This window comes from Winogradskyella sp. (assembly GCF_013213835.1).
Taxonomy (GTDB): Bacteria; Bacteroidota; Bacteroidia; order Flavobacteriales; family Flavobacteriaceae; genus Winogradskyella.
This window is the reverse complement of record NZ_JABSSU010000004.1, coordinates 314,103-332,434: the sequence shown is the minus strand read 5'-3', so window position 1 is coordinate 332,434 and position 18,332 is coordinate 314,103. Positions and strand designations below refer to the sequence as shown.

The following is an 18,332-nucleotide window of genomic DNA, read 5'->3' as shown; positions in this document are numbered from 1 at the left end:
TTTATTTGTAACTTCTCTCTTTCACTTCAATATTGTTGTACTCTAATGGTTCTTTATGATGAACGGCCTCACTTGGCTGTCCTTTATACTCCCATGCTGATACATATTGGTATTCTTTAACACGTAAGGCTTCTCCGCCTTCGGTTTGATACTCTTCTCTAAAGTGACCACCAGCAGATTCATTACGCTCTAAGGCGTCTTTAGCAAATAACTCACCTAATTCTAGGAAGTCTGCTACGCGACCTGCTTTAGCCAATTCTTCATTGTATTCATTTTCTGTTCCTGGAACAAAAACATCTTTATAGAACTCTTCTCTTAAAGCTGCTATTTCATCTATTGCTTCTTTAAGCTCCTTTTCATTCCTCGCCATACCACATTTATTCCACATGATTTTACCTAAACGCTTATGGAAGTGATCTACCGATTTTGTCCCTTGATTATTTATTAGCTTATTAATGTTATCTCTTACATTTTTCTCAGCCTCTTCAAACTCAGCTGTCTCAGTAGAAATTGGTCCTGTTCTAATGTCATGAGACAAGTAATCACCAATTGTATATGGTAACACAAAATAACCATCTGCTAGTCCTTGCATCAATGCAGAAGCACCAAGACGATTAGCACCATGATCTGAGAAATTTGCTTCACCAATAGCATATAAACCAGGAACAGTAGTCATCAGATTATAGTCTACCCATAATCCACCCATAGTGTAATGTACTGCAGGGTAAATCATCATTGGTGTTTCATAAGGGTTTTGATCTACGATTTTTTCGTACATCTGGAATAAGTTTCCGTACTTATTCTCTACAACCTTCTTACCTAGATCTGTAACTACTTTCTTGTCATCTACATCAAGACCTTTAATGTAGGCTTGCTCCTTACCATATCTTTCAATCGCTGAAGCAAAATCTAAATATACTGCCTCTCCTGTTTGATTAACACCATATCCTGCATCGCAGCGCTCTTTAGCCGCTCTAGATGCAACATCACGTGGTACTAAGTTACCAAAGGCAGGATAACGACGTTCTAAATAATAGTCTCTATCTTCTTCTGCCAAATCTGTAGGCTTTAAACTTCCGTTTCTAATGGCTTCAACATCTTTTTTGTGCTTAGGTACCCAAATACGACCATCATTTCTTAAAGATTCAGACATCAATGTTAATTTTGACTGATGATCTCCAGAAACCGGTATACATGTTGGGTGAATTTGAGTGTAACAAGGATTTGCAAAGAAGGCACCACGTTTGTGAGCTTTCCATGCTGCTGTTACATTACTTCCCATGGCATAAGTTGAAAGATAAAATGCATTTCCGTATCCACCTGTTCCTAAAACAACAGCGTGAGCAGAATGTCTTTCTATTTCACCTGTCACTAAGTTTCGAGCTATAATTCCTCTGGCTTTACCATCTACAATTACAACATCTAACATTTCATGACGTGTATACATTTTTATTTTTCCACGACCAATTTGTCTATTCATCGCTGCGTAAGCACCAAGTAACAATTGCTGACCTGTTTGACCTTTTGCGTAGAACGTTCTTGACACTAAAACACCGCCAAAAGAACGGTTGTCTAATAATCCACCGTATTCTCTAGCGAAAGGAACACCTTGCGCCACGCACTGGTCTATAATATTTGTAGAAACTTCAGCAAGACGATAAACGTTTGCTTCTCTAGAACGGTAATCACCACCTTTTACAGTATCATAAAACAATCTGTATGTAGAATCACCATCTCCTTGGTAATTTTTTGCTGCATTAATTCCTCCTTGTGCAGCAATAGAGTGCGCACGTCTTGGAGAATCTTGAAAACAAAATGCTTTTACATTGTATCCTAACTCGGCAAGTGTTGCTGCTGCAGAACCACCTGCTAAACCTGTACCAACAATAATCACGTCTATAAGTCGCTTGTTGGCTGGATTAACTAGGTTAATATCGTTTTTATGCTTTGTCCATTTATCCGCTAAAGGGCCTTCTGGTATTTTAGAATCTAATATTGACATAGTAATTTTTTTTTAATGTGTAAAGTGATGATAAACTGCAATAAAAATGAAAAGCGCAGGTATACCAATAGAATATACTTTACTAAATCCTTTAAGACCTTTTACATACTTATTGTTCGCTCCAATTGATTGGAAAGATGAATTAAAACCATGAAGTAAATGTAAGGCTAACAACACAAAACAAACTGAATAAAAGACCACACGCCATGGGTCTACAAATTTTGCTCTTAATTCTTCGTAATATCTAAATCCGGATTCAGCAATATTAGGATCTTTAAGACCACTCATATCGCCTTCAATATACTTTACAGTCATCTCATGAACCCAAAAATCGTACATGTGTAAAAATAAAAATGCCAAGACTACAATACCTGTTAACAGCATATTTCTTGACATCCATGTAGAATTATCTTTGGCAGAGTTACTAGCATATTTTACACCACGTGATGCTTTGTTTTTTGCTTCTAAAACAAATCCCATAACAAAATGGAAAATGACACCTACAATTAAAATAGGTTGCATTAAACCTTGAACAAGTGGATTTGTCCCCATAAAATGGGATAAATCATTAAAAAGTTCTTCACTGAATACAGATGTGAAATTAATGGAAACGTGCATTACAAGAAAAACCATTAGAAAGAGTGCCGAAAGTGCCATGGCAAACTTTCTACCAATTGAAGAATTTAAAATTCCGCTCATTATTGATAAATAGTTATGTTAGTCGAGCAAAAATACAGTAGAATGCGCGGTTTAACAACTGACTAATGTCATAAATGTTTATTTAGAATGGTTATAATTAAACTACCTAATCTTGAAAATTCTAAAGGTTTATTTGAGGATAAGCACCTCCACACGTCTGTTTCTTGCTCTTCCTTCAGTGGTTAAATTATCATCTATAGGATTTGACTCGCCAAGACCCTCAATATCAATTCGATCTTTTGAAATTCCGCTATCAGCTAGATAATTTCTAACTGCACTAGCTCGCATGTACGACAATCTTCTGTTAGCCTCATAACTCCCTGCACTATCCGTGTGTCCCACAATCTTAAACCTTGTTTCAGCTGGTTCTTTGGCCAAAATCTTTACAAGTTCTTGTAAGTGTATATATGTGTCTTGTTTAAAGTTATAATTACCCGATTCAAATTTAATTTTGCTTGCTATTAACTCTACATCTTTACGCTGAGTATCCGTATCAGTACCATCTCTATCTGTCTCAGTCTTTTCAGTTTCTGAATTAACTGCTGTAGCTATTGGACAACCATTATTTGACGGATCTCCTTTTATTTGAGGGCAATGATCAGCACTATCTATAACACCATCACTATCTGAATCTATCAAGGGGCAACCAAAATTAGAAGGTAAACCAGAAGTTCTCGGACAATAATCCTTATCGTCTGGCACACCATCCGAATCTGAATCTTTAATTATTGTTGCGATTCCCTCACTTTTGTTACTTTCCTTTTTAGTTTTTTTCAACCCTAAATCAATCAGAACACCAAAGGAGTATAAAAAGTGTGAAGATTCATATTGACTCTGAATGTCTCCTAATATATTCTTGACGGTAGCATTAAAATCAAGACCAAATCGGTCTGACAACCAAACAGAAACACCTGCGCCATAGTTTAAGGTAAAAGTACCTTCGCTTATCTCAAAATAACCTGCACCAGCATTACCATAAAAATCAAGATAAGACAATCCTTCACCAAAATTCAAGAGTTCATTAAAATACACTTTACCATTAACATCAAAAGCAAAATATTGCTGACGCTCTTCAACTGTAATTCCATCAATGACACCTTCAAACGGTTCCCAATTATTTACACTACTTGTCGCATTTACACCAAAAATTCTATTTATTCTCTTTTCAATTCCAAAAGTGAGTGGCAATGACCCAAAAGCATTTTCGTTAACAAAAGGAATACCGTTAATTGCTTCTCTTGCGCCACGACTATCTACAACATTAACACCAGCCTTAAAAATCCATTCATCGTAGGTTTTACTTTTTTCTTGAGTTAATCCTAGTTGAGAGCTTACTAGAAAAACAAGAATAATTACTTTTTTCATACGTGATTGTATTACATTTCTGTTGCTAATTACAATATATTAATTATTCCACAAACATTTGAGTTTCAAAACTTTCTATTTTCACTGAATAATTACCTTTTGGTAAATAATATTTACCATTACTTGCCTTTTTAATCACCAAATCGTCGTTTTCTTTCATTAATGCCTTTCTGCCTTTTTCGGTAATTGTTAGGTCATAATCTACATAGTTAAACCCTTTGTCAGTTATCACTTTTATACGGTTTAGTTCGGCACCAGATTGAGATACAATCGTAATGGTCTTTTCACCAGATGCATTACTGTAGAATTGAATAGTTTTCTGAGGTTCATAGGCATCTAACCACTTGCTCCAAGAACTTCCCCATCGGCTAGAATACTTAATAGGCTTTATATCAAAGATTGTAATAGGTTGCGATTTTAATTCGTCACTGTCGTATTGTAATGGCGTAACATTCGTTTTATAAATACTTCTACCATGTGTACCCAGCAATACATCATTAGCTTCTGTTTGCAGCACAATATCATGAACTGCAACATTTGGCAATCCGTTAGAAAACGCTTCCCAACTTGCTCCCATATCAAAAGACACATATGCTCCATTATCTGTACCTACATACAATACCTTTTCATTGGTTGCATCTTCTTTAATGACATTAACAGGTGATGCCGGTATGCCTTGTCCAATACTCTTCCATGTAGTTCCATAATCTTCACTCATGTAGACATAGACACTAAAATCATCCCATCTGTAGCCGTTTAAAGTGACATAAACACGTTCTTTTTTATGCTGTGAAGCCACAACTCTACTTACCCATAAGTCTTTTGGTAATCCTGAAAGGTTATTCCAATTGCTTCCTCCATTTTGCGTTACTTGTACTAAGCCATCATCACTACCTGTATAGATTAACCCAAATTGAAAGGGACTTTCACTAATGGAAGTTAGTGTACCATAGGCGACATTTCCTTTTTTACCACCATTAGTCAAATCATCACTAATGGCTTCCCAATCATCACCTTGATTCATGGAACGCATAAGTTTATTACCTCCTAAATACAAAATATCTTGATTGTGGGAAGACAGTAAAATTGGGGTTTGCCAATTGAATCTGTAAGGTGTTTCACCTAGCGTATGTTTTGGCTGAATGTATTTCTGGTCTTGAGTTTCGAGGTTGAGTCTGTAATACGTTCCGAATTGAAAACCAGTATACACAATATTAGAATTTCTATTATCAATTTGAATTTGCATTCCATCGCCACCCATTATCATTTCCCATGGGTATTGACCGCGTTGATGCCAACCTTTGTCTTCACGAGCGTTGTGCGCTCCTTTCCAAACTCCGTTATCCTGAAGTCCACCATACACATTATATGGTTGTTCATAATCTACATTTATAGCATAAAATTGACCAACTGAAGGTGAATTGTTCTTTATCCAATGTTCACCATCATCATAAGTAATATTGACTCCACCATCATTTCCATTTACCAAATGATTAGGATCTTTAGGATTTATCCATAACGCATGATGATCGGCATGTACATTTTCTGCACTGATTGAAGTAAAGCTCTTTCCTCCATCTTTAGATTTTAATATCGGAACACCATAAATATAAATGTCATTATCATCAACTGGTGACACATGAATATGTCCAAAGTAATAACCGTAACTAAAATACACACCATCCAAATACTCATCGTGAGTTTTCTTCCATGTTTTCCCTCCATTGGTACTTTTATAGACCTCAGCACCAATTACTGGCGTATCAAATAGCATAGAATTTGCATCTTCTAGGTATTTCGCTAAATCAATTGACTTTGCCTTATCGTTGCTAATCATCTCTTTTACATGAGATGCCGTATATGTTCTAGGAAACCCATTTGATCTTAAAAATCTGTTGAGGCTTTTATCTGTCAATGCCAAGAATTCAGTTTTTGACATACTCTTAAAATCCTCTTTTGACAAACCATCATTTCCATCAGATGTTTTGTTCTTTTCTTGAGGACGCCTAAACTGATTGTCGTGTATCGCATACACTACATTATCATTAAACACTGTGATGCCAATTCTACCAACTCCTTCGCCGGTTGGAAAACCGCTTTTTTCAGTAGATACTTTTTCCCATGTCTCGCCGGCATCTGTACTTTTATAAATGGCAGAATTGCTACCGTTTCCAGTAAAATTCCATGCTTTTCTGTCTTTAGTCCAAGAGGTGGCATACATTACATTATAATTACTTGGACTGCACTGCAAATCAATGATACCACTCATATCATCTACAAATAAGGTTTGCTTCCATGTTTTGCCTCCATCAGTTGTTTTATACACTCCACGCTCATTATTAGGCGAATACAAATGACCTGTAACGCCTACAGTCACCACATCTGGATTATCTGGGTGAATTAAAATCGGTGCAAAGTGATGGGCGTCCAAAAGCCCAACATTTTCCCAATTTTTACCATTATCGGTCGATTTTAGGATGCCTATACCTGCATAAGAAGATCTTGAGGCATTATTCTCACCAGTACCAACATAAATCGTTCTTGTTGGCCAATGCACAGCAATGTCTCCTACATTTTGGGTGTCTGAACTGTCTAAAATTGGTGTAAATGTTGTCCCATTGTTGGTTGTGTGCCAAACACCTCCAGAAGCGTATCCTACATAAAACTCTGATGGCATTTCTGGATTAACATCTAAATCAACTACACGACCACTCATAATGGTTGGACCAATATTTTCGAATGGTACATTTTTCACCAAGGAGGTTTGCATCATTTCGCGCTTTTCTTTCAAAGCATTTTTTATAGTTTCAGATGGCGTTGCGGGTTGTTGTGCAAAAGAAATTAGTGTACTTAAGCCAAGTACAACCGATAGAAATTTCATATAAGACATGTTGGTTAGTTTTAAGTCATGGTAAATTAACCATTATCAAAAACGCATCAAAATCTCATGGCAAAGTTTAACAGATTTTACCATTCAATGTTTTGACTGACGATTGGATTGTTTATTTTTGAAAAAAGATGCTTTATAGTCAAGTTTAGGCTTTTAAAGTCTGTGAATGTGAACCTCTAAAATTTCGTCAATTCGAGTGAAATTTTGACTTTTCAAAAATTTTTATCGAGAATAGAAATTTTGAGACTATACCTATTCTCGATACAATTTCCTTGAATTTCACGGAAATCGCAATTCAAGAAAACCACTCGAACTGACGTTAAAGTATTATCTAAATAATAAATACATTTTCTAAAATGAAATGCTAAAAACTTTAAGTGTCTTGGATTCGAATAACTTAAATGAAGCATAACATTTGACCAAATTAAAACAATAAATAACTACCAAATGAAATACGACTTAATAGACCATAATCTCTTTATAAAAAACCGTAAAAACTTTGCGGCAGCCATGCAAGCAAACAGCTTAGCGGTGTTTAATTCAAACGATATTTATCCGGTAAGTGCAGATAGTACCTTACCTTTTGAACAGCATAGAGATATTTTCTATTTAAGTGGTGTAGACCAAGAAGAAAGTGTCTTAGTATTATTTCCAGACTGTCCGAAAACACATTTAAGAGAAGTTCTTTTTTTAAGAGAAACCAATGAACATATTGCCATTTGGGAAGGCGAAAAACTCACCAAAGACAAAGCTTTTGAAACTAGCGGCATCAAAACCGTGTATTGGTTGCAAGACTTAGAAAAAGTCATGGCAGAAATGATGGCTTTAGCCGATACGGTTTACATCAATACCAATGAACATTACAGAGCCAATGTTGAAACTGAAACGCGCGAAGCACGTTTTACCAAATGGTTATTACAAAAGTACCCTGCACATTCTGTAGCAAAAAGTAATCCTATTTTACAACGCTTACGTTCTGTAAAAGACCAAATAGAACTTGACCTCATACAAAAGGCCTGCGATATTACCGAAAAAGGCTTTAAACGTGTCCTAGGATTTGTAAAACCTGGTGTTTGGGAATACAATATTGAAGCAGAATACATGCACGAGTTTTTAAATAACCGTTCTAAAGGCTTTGCTTACACACCAATTGTAGCTTCTGGTAATAATGCTAATGTCTTACACTATATAGAAAACAATCAGCAATGTAAAGCTGGTGATTTAATTTTAATGGACGTTGGTGCAGAATATGCCAACTATTCTAGTGATATGACGCGTACCATTCCGGTTTCTGGGAAATTTACCGATAGACAAAAAGCAGTGTATAATGCCGTATTACGCGTTAAAAATGAAGTCACAAAACTATTAGTACCAGGCACACTTTGGGCAGAATATCATGTTGAAGTTGGTAAACTTATGACATCTGAATTACTCGGTTTAGGACTTATTGACAAAGCCGATGTACAAAACGAAAACCCAGATTGGCCAGCTTACAAAAAGTACTTTATGCATGGTACGTCTCATCATATGGGATTAGACACACACGATTATGGATTACTACACGAACCTATGCAAGCTAATATGGTCTTTACCATAGAACCTGGTATTTATATCCCGGATGAAGGTTTTGGTATTAGACTAGAAGACGATGTGGTTGTACAAGCTTCTGGTGAACCTTTTAACCTGATGCGCAATATTCCTATTGAAGTTGAAGAGATTGAAGAGTTGATGAATTCTTAAATTCTAAACAAACTCAACTTCTCCCTCAAAAACATAATGCTGCAATTTTTGTAAACTGTCTAGTTTATCGCTAGTATTTACAAGAAGTGAAATATTATTATTGCTACCACCATAAGCAATCATACGTACATTAACATCTTTTAATACCTGGAATAATTGTGGAGTATCTTGGTGATGCATAATTTGGTTACCAACCAAGCAAATAATACTCATGTCGTTATCAATCTCAACGGTTGCAAATTGCCACAGCTCGTTGGTAATGGCTTCAAGATTTGTAGTGTCGTCTATGGTTAAAGACACAGCAATTTCGGAAGTTGTAATCATATCAATTGGCGTTTCGTAGCGTTCAAAAACTTCAAATACTTTTTTAAGAAAACCATGTGCCAATAACATTCTTACTGACTTAATTTTAATTGCTGTAATACCATCTTTAGCCGCAATCGCTTTAATACCATCTCCATGAATTTGATTAGTAATTAAAGTCCCATGAGCATCGGGCTGCATGGTATTATTTAATCGTAATGGAATGTCTAATTGCCTAACAGGCATTACCGTTTGCGGATGTAAAATCTTAGCACCAAAATAAGCCAACTCAGCAGCTTCATCATACGATAAATACGATAGTGCTGTGGTTTCATTTACAAAACGTGGATCGTTATTATGAAATCCGTCGATGTCTGTCCAGATTTGGACTTCTTCAGCTTCTATTGCCGCACCAATAATGGTTGCGGTATAGTCAGATCCACCACGTTGTAAATTTGTTATATTTCCAATAGAATCCAAACAAATAAAACCTTGTGTAATATATATGTCAGCTTCTGGTAACGTATTAATGAGACTTTCTAGATTTTGTTTAATGTAGAAGTTATCGGGTTCTTTAGTGACATCGATGCGCATAAATTCTAATGCTGGTAATAATTCTGCATTAATACCTTCTTGTTGCAAAAACCGACTAAACATATAGGTGGATAAGAGCTCACCACAAGCTACAATATTGTTATGCGTTTGTTGTGAATACGGTTGCCGTATGTGCTCCACTAAACCATTAAATACATTTTGAACATAATCAACAACCTCAGCTCGCAAATGTTCATCTCGTAGCAAATCATTTACGCGTTCAACATAGGTGTTTCTTAGCGTTTTTATGTGATGCACTGCATCGCTTGTACGACCTGTTTTTAAGGTTTCAGAAATATCAATTAAGGCATTCGTCGTACCAGACATGGCAGATAACACCACTATTTTTCTATCTCCATCTGAAATAATCTCCTTTACATGGTTCATGTTTACCACAGAACCTACTGATGTACCACCAAACTTTAAAACATTCATATATCATCTATTTTGAAAGCAAAATTATTTTACATGGATTCTAATCAATAAAAAATCAAAGAATTAGTTTATTTTTGCACATATTGTTAATTATATAACATAAGCTATGAAGACTATTGCCTCTTGTGTTGAAGAAATACTGATAAAACAACCCTTTTTAGAAGAAGCGCTTTTTAGAAACATCATTAACTTTTCGGCATTATCCGAAGAGCTTCAAAAGCCAATTAGTGATATGTTGCGTAAACCTGTGAAGACCGGAGCTATTATGATGGCATTACGTCGCTATAATCCACCAACACACTTACGTCAATCGCATCAATTAAAATCGGTATTAAAATCGCTTGGTGATATCACAGTACGTTCTAATTTAGTGGATTACACCTTTCAGAACTCCAACACCCTGATTGAAAGTCATGCTAAAGTTTTAGAGAACTTTAATCCAAGAGCTTTTTATGGGTTTTCTAGAGGTATTTATGAAAGTAATATTGTGGTTTCAACTTCTGAACAACAAAAAGTTTTAGACTGTTTTAAAGACGAAAACATGATTGGTTCTCAAGATAATTTATCTGCTATAAGTATTCGTCTGCCAGAAAATAACTCTAAGATTTCTGGCTTGTATTATCAGATTTTTAAGCGTTTTGCTTGGGAAGGCATATCACTATACGAAGTGATTTCAACAACTAATGAGTTTACGGTTTTGGTTGAAAATCATTTGGTAGATCAGGCATTTTCCGCTATTAAAAGTTTGAATAACGGATAAAATCGTCTGTTCGCGTAATTTTTGGCGACAAAAATTGTATCGAGAACCATTTAACTTCTCGATACTAATTTAAAAGACGTCATCTTTTAAATTCACTCGAAGTGACGGACAAAGTGTCAAACTTTAAAAACAAACAAACGCTCTACACTTTCTTTAGGTGCTAAATTTTCAGCATGCCAAGAGAAGGTTGTTTTTGCACCTTTTTCCCAAATACATTCAAAGTCGTCTGGTGCATTGTATTCACTTATAAAAACTCGGTGTCCTGCTTTGCTTTGTTGTCTACACCATTCCCAAAACTGGTCATGATCAAATGCGTCACGATATTTTGTTGTTGATGCATAAGGAGGATCGCAATACACAATACTATTTTCAGGAATTTCTAATTCGTTGTAAGATTTACAAGACAATAAAACACCATCTAGTTTAGGAACTTGTTTGGTAATATTGCGGTAGTGTTCTCCCCAATAATCACGCTTGCCTTCTTTATCTCTTCTGTACCCTGCAAACCATTTACCACCAAACGAATTAAAGCCTACATAACCTACCAAATACTTTGGATATTTGTCTTGATTGTATTTGATATCCTTGTATGCTTCTTCAGAAACTGATTGTGGAGGATCCCATTTATCATAAATCAAAGCCTGCCACATCGCCATCAATTCTTCATGCTGATCATTTGCTATACGGATACCATCAACCTTATCAATCATATTCATGCCGCCAGCAAAAGGTTCAATATAAGTTTGATTAGCTGTTCTGTCCTTCAGAATAATTGGTAGTAAATCTTTGGCAAAACGTGCCTTGCTTCCCATGTATTTCATCAGGCCACATTTTGTTTAGATTGAAAAATAATAGCGATGACAAAAGTAATAATAGCTGGTAAAACCCAACCTAAACTATGCGATGCTAGAGGAATGCTTTCAGTAAGAAATTCTATATGCGCTGCATAACCCAAAACACTTAAAAAATCGGGAATACTGAAAATTGCTGTTACGACAACAACAGACCTAAAAATCAATGGTGTATTATATTGTTTTGGTAGCACATTTAAAATAATAAGTACGATGGTTATTGGATAAATAAACATTAAAGCTGGTACCGCAAGTTCAATAATAAATTCAACATTAAAACTACCAACAATAACACCTATTATGCATCCTATTATTGCTGTTATTATATAGGCCAATTGTGATTCTTTAAACAAGCCTTTAAAGTAATCAGCAGTGCCAGTAACAATACCTACAGCTGTCGTAAAACATGCCAAGGCTACTAAAACACTTAAAAAGGTTGATCCGATATGGCCTAAAGTCTTTTCACTTAAGCCTGAAAGTAAAACGGTTCTATCAATATCTGCTTCAAATTGATGACTAAATACAGCACCCAATAGAATTAATCCGGCATAAATTATGATCAATCCAACACCAGCGATAATTCCAGATTTTATAATGAGACTTTTCTTAGCTTCAAAAGTGTGATAACCTCTTATTTTTAATGATACAATTAACACAGCACCAACAACAACTCCGCCAATAGCATCAAATGTTTGGTAGCCTTCTAAAATACCTTCGACTAAAGGTGCTTTAAATGTACCGTTTTGAAGTGCTGCAGTCTCAGAAGCTAAACCTAATACTATAATAAGCAACAGAATACAAACAATAAATGGTGTCAAAAATTTTCCTAGAATACTAAGTACTCGAGATCGGTTTAAAACAAAAAGTAACACTAAGCCAAAATAAACAGTGCTAGTTAAAAGTGTAGAGCTCTCAAAAAATGGTGCAATAGCCATTTCGTGGGTTACTGATGCAGTTCGAGGTGCAGGAAGTGCAATGGCAATGATATAGATTAACAAACAATAAAGCACGCTAAATTTTGGTGATACTTTTTTTCCAAAATCATATAATGTTCCCTGTAACCTTGCATGCGCATATATCGCCATTATAGGTATAACAACTGCTGTAATCGCAAAGCCTAGTACTACAATAAACCAATCATCTTGAGCTTTTAGTCCTAGTAAAGGCGGCAAGATTAAATTTCCTGCTCCAAAGAACATTGAGAATAGCGCAAGGCCACTCATCCAAATTTCCTTGGTCTTTATCAATTTGAAGTTCTTTTAAGTTCTAAATCATGAAAGTCGAAACTGAAATCTGTGATTGGAGCAATGTATTTCATTGTAGCAGATTGCGCGATACCTTTTTCATTAAATGTAAATTGCACAAAGACATCGGCATCATAACTACGATCATTCCATTTAGCAACATAAGTTGTCGCATTGTAAGGTAATAACTCCCCAAATAATCTTGATGATCTTTCACACTTAATTTTATAACCTGACCCATCATGAGAAATAACAATATCGCCAAACCAGTCATCTATGTATGTTCCTTTGATCTGCTCAGGTTTTGGCAAGTTTGCATTCGTTTTCATTTTCTCAACTTGAGCAAATACCTCAGCTTTAATACTATCGTTGTACTTTAAGTAATCTGCATTACCTTTTCCAAGTCGCGATAACCAATGTCTATCTTCATAACCTAAATAGCTATCTTTAATGGTGTTTGTGATAGTGGTAAAGGCAGAACCATTCATCTGATTGGTCAGTACCACAATGGCTAAGTCTAAATCTGGAATCATGGTAAACTGCGTTACTGTACCAATTAATCCACCTGTATGATAGACTTGTTTATATCCACCTTTAACATCTGTAACAAACCAACCCAATCCGTAACCTCTAAAGTTGGAATTGTAAGAATCATTGGGTCTAACACTCAATGGCGTTTGCAGTTGCCATAATTCGTGAAATAATTTAGCATCAAGTAAACGTTCACCACTTTCTGTTACCGCATCATTCATTAAAAATTTTGCCCAGGTTAACATGTCTGGCACATTACTGACTATACCACCAGCCGCATTAGCCGTTTCACTCCAATCATGAGGTATTTGAATCACTTTTCCATCTGCTCTAGTATGTGCTTCAATAATGTTACTTTTATCAGTGACTCTATTGTATGAAGCTTTGCTATTTTTCATGCCGACAGGCTTCATGATCTTTGTTTCAATAAATTCCTCCCAAGACAATCCACTCACACGCTTAAGAACTTCGCCAGCAATAATGAACATGTTATTATTGTAAGCAAACTTACTCCTAAAAGATGTTTCAGGTTCTAGATACCTAACGTTATTAATAATATCTTCAACTGTGAAATCATTGCCTTCAGGAAAAAACATTAAATCACCAGCACCTAAACCCATGCCGCTTCGGTGTGTTACTAAATCTCTAACTGTAAAATGTGCTGTAACCCAAGGATCATGTAATTGAAACTCTGGGATGTGTTTTCTTACTGGGTCATCCCAATTTAATTTACCTTCATCTACCATCATGGCAAGTGCAAAACAAGTAAATCCTTTACTGTTTGAAGCGACACCAACTAGTGTTTCTTCATTCATAGTTTTTTGAGTCGATAACGAACGTACTCCATGACCTTTGGCGTACACTAATTCGCCATCTTTTAAAACCCCAACAGATATACCAGGAACATCAAAGGTTGTTAGTGTCTCTTCAACAAGTTTGTCTATGTCTTTTGACTTGATTTGTGCTGGTAATAATAAGGAGCTTGAAAAAACTATTAAAGCAATAATTCGTTTTAGATACATAAGGTTTAATTTTTACTTGAATGCTTCCAAATATACTAAAATGTTGATGATGTAAAGCGGCACTATTGCTGTCATAATCTATCTTTGCACTATGCTATTAGAATATAAAAACAGTAAAATATCATATACAACTGCAGGTGAAGGTTCTGCGATAGTCTTACTTCACGGCTTTTTAGAAACATTAGAAATGTGGGATGAACTTACTACTGAATTGTCCGAAACGCATCAGATCATTGCAATTGACTTACTTGGTCATGGAAAAACAGACAGTATCGGATACATTCATACTATGGAAGCCATGGCTGACGCTGTTTTATTTGTTTTGAAATATCTCAACATAAAAAAAGCCAAATTTATAGGACATTCAATGGGAGGTTATGTAGCACTGGCTTTGGCAGACTCTCAACCAGAACTTTTTGAAGGTTTGTGTTTAATGAATTCTACCTTTGAAGCTGATAGTGAAGAGCGAAAATCTCTGAGAAAGCGCGCTATTATTATGGCTCAGAATCAATATGACAATTTGGTAAGAATGTCTTTTGCCAATCTGTTCGCTCCTCGGAGTAAGAAAAGGTTTCCTATTAAATATAATAAAGCACTCGAGATAGCTAGAAAAACTCCGGTACAAGGTTATATCGCGGCTCAAGAAGGAATGATGAAACGTGACAACAGACTTGAAATATTTAATAATATCTCTGGAAAAAAATTAATGATTTTAGGGAAAAAAGATACTTTGATTGATATCAAAAAAACAACCTCTCAGATTCTAAATACTTCTATAGTAATTGAAACTTTATCTGAAGGTCATATGAGTCATGTTGAAAATTATAACGAATTATCTTACATATTATTGCGTTTTAGCGAAAAATAAAGCTATTTAGCGTTTTTACTTCTCAATTTTATTAGCTTTATATCAGCATCAACAAGATTCCCCCAAATCTACCATAAACTTAACCTACAAATGGGCGCATCAAAATTATATTGTGATTTCTTTGGCCACAACTACGAAGTGACCAGAAAAGTTACGAACCACGTTAAAGAGTACACGTGTACTTGTTGTGGAAAACAAGTCACCACTAATAGCAACGGACAACTCGTTGATCTAACGCCAAAATATCGTGATATCAATTCTGCTCTAGAGCGATTATATGCTCATAAAATAATGCGTTTAAAGCAGAAATCTGTCACTTCATCGATTTGTTAGTTATTAACAGGTTATGAACAGAAGGTTTTCTTATATTTCAATCCCTTATAATTAATCCCTAAGAAAACTAACTGGCAAAATGAAAAACGTTGTTTGCTCGCTTATCGGACACGATTTCAAAGTATCAAAGGAAATCACCTATCATATTAAAGAATATAAATGTAAGCGCTGCGGCGAAGAAATGACCATTGATGCTAATGGCGAATTTGTGCCTTTAACTGCAAAACTAAAAGAAATAAATAGAGTTCTAAATAACGTTCATGAAAAACGTTTAGAACGCGGCCGTAGGCTATTTATGGTAAATCCTTAAGCGCATTCCAGCCCTTTGCAATAATTGGAATTTTTTCTTCTGCTCTAGTCACTAAATGCATTCCTCTTTCTGATTCTGTTACATAACCTATGACGGTTAAATTAGGGTTGCCTTTAATTTTATCATAATCTTCTTGAGAGATGGTCATTAACAATTCATAGTCTTCTCCACCGTTTAGAGCTACAGTTGTACTATCAATATTAAACTCTTCGCATGTTGAAATCACTTGTGGATCGAGTGGAATTTTGTTTTCATAAATATCAACACCAACATTACTTTGTTTGCATAAATGCATAACTTCAGAAGATAAACCGTCACTAATATCAATCATACTCGTAGGTTTCACCTCTAACTTTTTCAGTAATTCTACAATATCTTTTCGTGCTTCTGGTTTTAACTGACGCTCAACTATATAAGTATACATTGACAAATCAGGCTGGTTATTTGGGTTAACTTTAAAAACCTCTTTTTCACGTTCTAAAATTTGTAAACCCATGTAGGCGCCGCCAATATCTCCTGAAACAACTACCAAATCATTAGGCTTCGCTCCTGATCGTAATACTTCATCATCTTCATCTACTTCACCGAGCGCTGTTATAGATATAATAAGTCCTGAGGTTGAAGATGTCGTATCACCACCAATAACGTCAACATTATATAAATCTGCTGCAGTTGAAATGCCTGCATATAATTCTTCTAAAGCTTCAAGAGGAAAGCGATTAGAAACTGCAATAGATACCGTAATTTGTGTGGCCATCGCATTCATGGCGTACACATCAGATAGATTCACCATAACAGCTTTGTACCCTAAATGCTTAAGAGGCACATAGCTCAAATCAAAATGCACTCCTTCAACAAGTAAATCTGTTGATAGCACTACCTGCTTTTTAGCATAATTTAATACAGCAGCATCATCGCCAATTCCCTTTACTGTTGACTTATGGCTAATTTTAAAATGATTGGTTAAATGCTCAATTAATTTAAATTCACCTAACTCGCTTAAAGGTGTTCGCTTTGGGTTCTTATCTTCTATCATGATGCAAAAGTATTATCCTTTTTTTGAAAATCCATCAGAATGACGCTGTTAATTACGGCCAAACAAGAAAGCTAAGTGCAAAATTTAAAGTAAATTGCTAAAAAAAAGTTATGAAACTAAAGCATCAATCTCCTTCAAGTTTTATGATTCTCTTCATTATAATGATGATCGTCACAAGCGGTTGCTCAAATGATGATGCAACCAACAATGGCAATCCTTCAAATGAGGCTCAATTTCCTTGTGTTGGTGGTTTTGCAAATGGCCATCCTTGCAATGGATTTGACTTAATGAGTTATATTCCTATTTCAGATCTTGGCGGCTCTGGTGCCGTAGGTAATGATTCTTGGGGTTGGACGGACCCTTTAGACGGTAAGGAATATGCACTTGTTGGCACAAGTACCGGAACAGCTTTTGTAGACATGTCAAACGCATCTTTACCAATACTTCTCGGCACACTACCAACAGCAACAATTAATAGTATTTGGAGAGATGTTAAAACATACAATAACCACGCTTTTGTAGTGAGCGAAGCAGATGGGCATGGTATGCAAGTTTTTGATTTAACAAGATTAAGAAATGTTACTAATCCACCTGTAATCTTTGATGCCGATGCACTATATACCGGTTTTGGTCGCGCACATAATATCGTTATAAATGAAGATAGCGGATTTGCATATGCTGTAGGCTCTACGACGTTTAATGGCGGACCACATTTTGTTAATATACAAAACCCAACTTCACCTGTTGCAGCAGGTGGCTATGGAAACGATTCATATTCTCATGATGCGCAAGTTGTTACATATAATGGACCAGATACAGAACATGTTGGTAAGGAAATATTAATAGGAAGTAATGAAAATGAAGTCGTCATTGTAGATGTGTCAAATAAAAATAACCCTATACAAATTTCAACAATTAACTATAGTAACATTGGCTATACACATCAGGGTTGGTTCACCGATGATTTTAGATACTTTTTGGTTGGCGATGAACTCGATGAAATAAACTTTGGTGTCAATTCAAGAACCTTAATTTTTGATTTATCTGACTTAGACAATCCAACAATACACATGGAATATCTTGGACCAACCGCAGCAATTGATCATAATGTGTATACAGTTAATGACATCTTATACATTGCTAATTATACTGCAGGTTTGAGAGCTGTAGACATTTCTAACATTAACAACCAGTCTATGACCGAAGTTGGTTATTTTGACACTTATACCCCAAATAACAACACAGCTTTTAATGGCGCTTGGAATGTATATCCTTATTTTTCAAGTGGTAATATTGTAATTAGCGATATTGATGGCGGCTTGTTTATTGTTAGAAGAAATAACCTCTAA

General features: G+C 35.6%; 14 protein-coding genes. 5 read left to right on the top strand and 9 right to left on the bottom strand.

Going from position 1 to position 18,332, the window contains the following annotated elements:
* Position 1: 1 nt before the first annotated feature.
* The 4 genes from HRU50_RS07290 to HRU50_RS07275 form a co-directional block, all read right to left on the bottom strand.
* Positions 2-2,002, bottom strand: a complete 2,001-nt coding sequence (locus HRU50_RS07290) for a fumarate reductase/succinate dehydrogenase flavoprotein subunit (RefSeq protein ID WP_296349724.1) — start codon at positions 2,000-2,002, stop codon at positions 2-4.
* A 12-nt stretch (positions 2,003-2,014) separates the two neighbouring features.
* On the bottom strand, positions 2,015-2,701 hold the full coding sequence (locus HRU50_RS07285) for a succinate dehydrogenase cytochrome b subunit (RefSeq protein WP_296349722.1): 687 nt from the start codon (positions 2,699-2,701) through the stop codon (positions 2,015-2,017).
* Between the two features lie 129 nt (positions 2,702-2,830).
* Positions 2,831-4,066, bottom strand: coding sequence for an OmpA family protein (locus tag HRU50_RS07280; protein WP_296349720.1), 1,236 nt, complete (start codon positions 4,064-4,066; stop codon positions 2,831-2,833).
* A gap of 43 nt (positions 4,067-4,109) precedes the next feature.
* Positions 4,110-6,947, bottom strand: a complete 2,838-nt coding sequence (locus HRU50_RS07275) for a sialidase family protein (RefSeq protein WP_296349718.1) — start codon at positions 6,945-6,947, stop codon at positions 4,110-4,112.
* Positions 6,948-7,403: 456 nt separating this feature from the next.
* On the opposite strand from HRU50_RS07275, the gene HRU50_RS07270 reads away from it, so the two are divergent.
* Positions 7,404-8,696, top strand: coding sequence for an aminopeptidase P family protein (locus tag HRU50_RS07270; protein WP_296349716.1), 1,293 nt, complete (start codon positions 7,404-7,406; stop codon positions 8,694-8,696).
* Between the two features lie 3 nt (positions 8,697-8,699).
* On the opposite strand, the gene HRU50_RS07265 is transcribed toward HRU50_RS07270, so the two are convergent.
* A complete protein-coding gene (locus HRU50_RS07265) occupies positions 8,700-10,028 on the bottom strand; it encodes an aspartate kinase (protein WP_296349713.1) in 1,329 nt (442 codons plus the stop codon).
* Positions 10,029-10,134: 106 nt separating this feature from the next.
* Here HRU50_RS07265 and HRU50_RS07260 point away from each other — a divergent pair, with 106 nt between their 5' ends.
* Positions 10,135-10,788: a hypothetical protein gene (locus HRU50_RS07260; protein WP_296349712.1), complete on the top strand. Its 654-nt coding sequence runs from the start codon at positions 10,135-10,137 to the stop codon at positions 10,786-10,788.
* A gap of 116 nt (positions 10,789-10,904) precedes the next feature.
* Here HRU50_RS07260 and HRU50_RS07255 read toward each other — a convergent pair whose 3' ends face one another.
* Genes HRU50_RS07255 through HRU50_RS07245 form a run of 3 tightly spaced genes read right to left on the bottom strand, consistent with a single transcriptional unit; the run spans position 10,905 to position 14,436 of the window.
* Complete coding sequence (locus HRU50_RS07255) at positions 10,905-11,609, bottom strand: DNA adenine methylase (RefSeq protein ID WP_296349710.1); 705 nt, start codon at positions 11,607-11,609, stop codon at positions 10,905-10,907.
* Positions 11,609-12,886 (bottom strand): branched-chain amino acid transport system II carrier protein, encoded by a 1,278-nt coding sequence (brnQ, locus tag HRU50_RS07250; protein ID WP_296349707.1) that lies wholly within the window; start codon positions 12,884-12,886, stop codon positions 11,609-11,611. Before brnQ ends, HRU50_RS07255 begins: the two co-directional genes overlap by 1 nt.
* Entirely contained in the window at positions 12,883-14,436 is a 1,554-nt protein-coding gene (locus HRU50_RS07245; RefSeq protein ID WP_296349705.1) for a serine hydrolase, read from the bottom strand. Before HRU50_RS07245 ends, brnQ begins: the two co-directional genes overlap by 4 nt.
* A 91-nt stretch (positions 14,437-14,527) precedes the next feature.
* On the opposite strand from HRU50_RS07245, the gene HRU50_RS07240 reads away from it, so the two are divergent.
* Both HRU50_RS07240 and HRU50_RS07230 read left to right on the top strand, forming a co-directional pair.
* Positions 14,528-15,304 (top strand): alpha/beta hydrolase, encoded by a 777-nt coding sequence (locus HRU50_RS07240; RefSeq protein WP_296349703.1) that lies wholly within the window; start codon positions 14,528-14,530, stop codon positions 15,302-15,304.
* Between the two features lie 412 nt (positions 15,305-15,716).
* The gene (locus tag HRU50_RS07230; RefSeq protein ID WP_296349699.1) at positions 15,717-15,947 is read left to right on the top strand and encodes a hypothetical protein; all 231 of its coding nucleotides are present in this window, start codon (positions 15,717-15,719) and stop codon (positions 15,945-15,947) included.
* Here HRU50_RS07230 and thiL read toward each other — a convergent pair.
* Positions 15,931-16,983 carry a thiamine-phosphate kinase gene (thiL, locus tag HRU50_RS07225; RefSeq protein WP_296349697.1) on the bottom strand — a complete coding sequence of 351 codons (1,053 nt, stop codon included), beginning with the start codon at positions 16,981-16,983 and terminating at the stop codon, positions 15,931-15,933. The genes HRU50_RS07230 and thiL overlap by 17 nt on opposite strands.
* 110 nt (positions 16,984-17,093) lie before the next feature.
* On the opposite strand from thiL, the gene HRU50_RS07220 reads away from it, so the two are divergent.
* The gene (locus HRU50_RS07220) at positions 17,094-18,332 is read left to right on the top strand and encodes a choice-of-anchor B family protein (RefSeq protein WP_296349696.1); all 1,239 of its coding nucleotides are present in this window, start codon (positions 17,094-17,096) and stop codon (positions 18,330-18,332) included.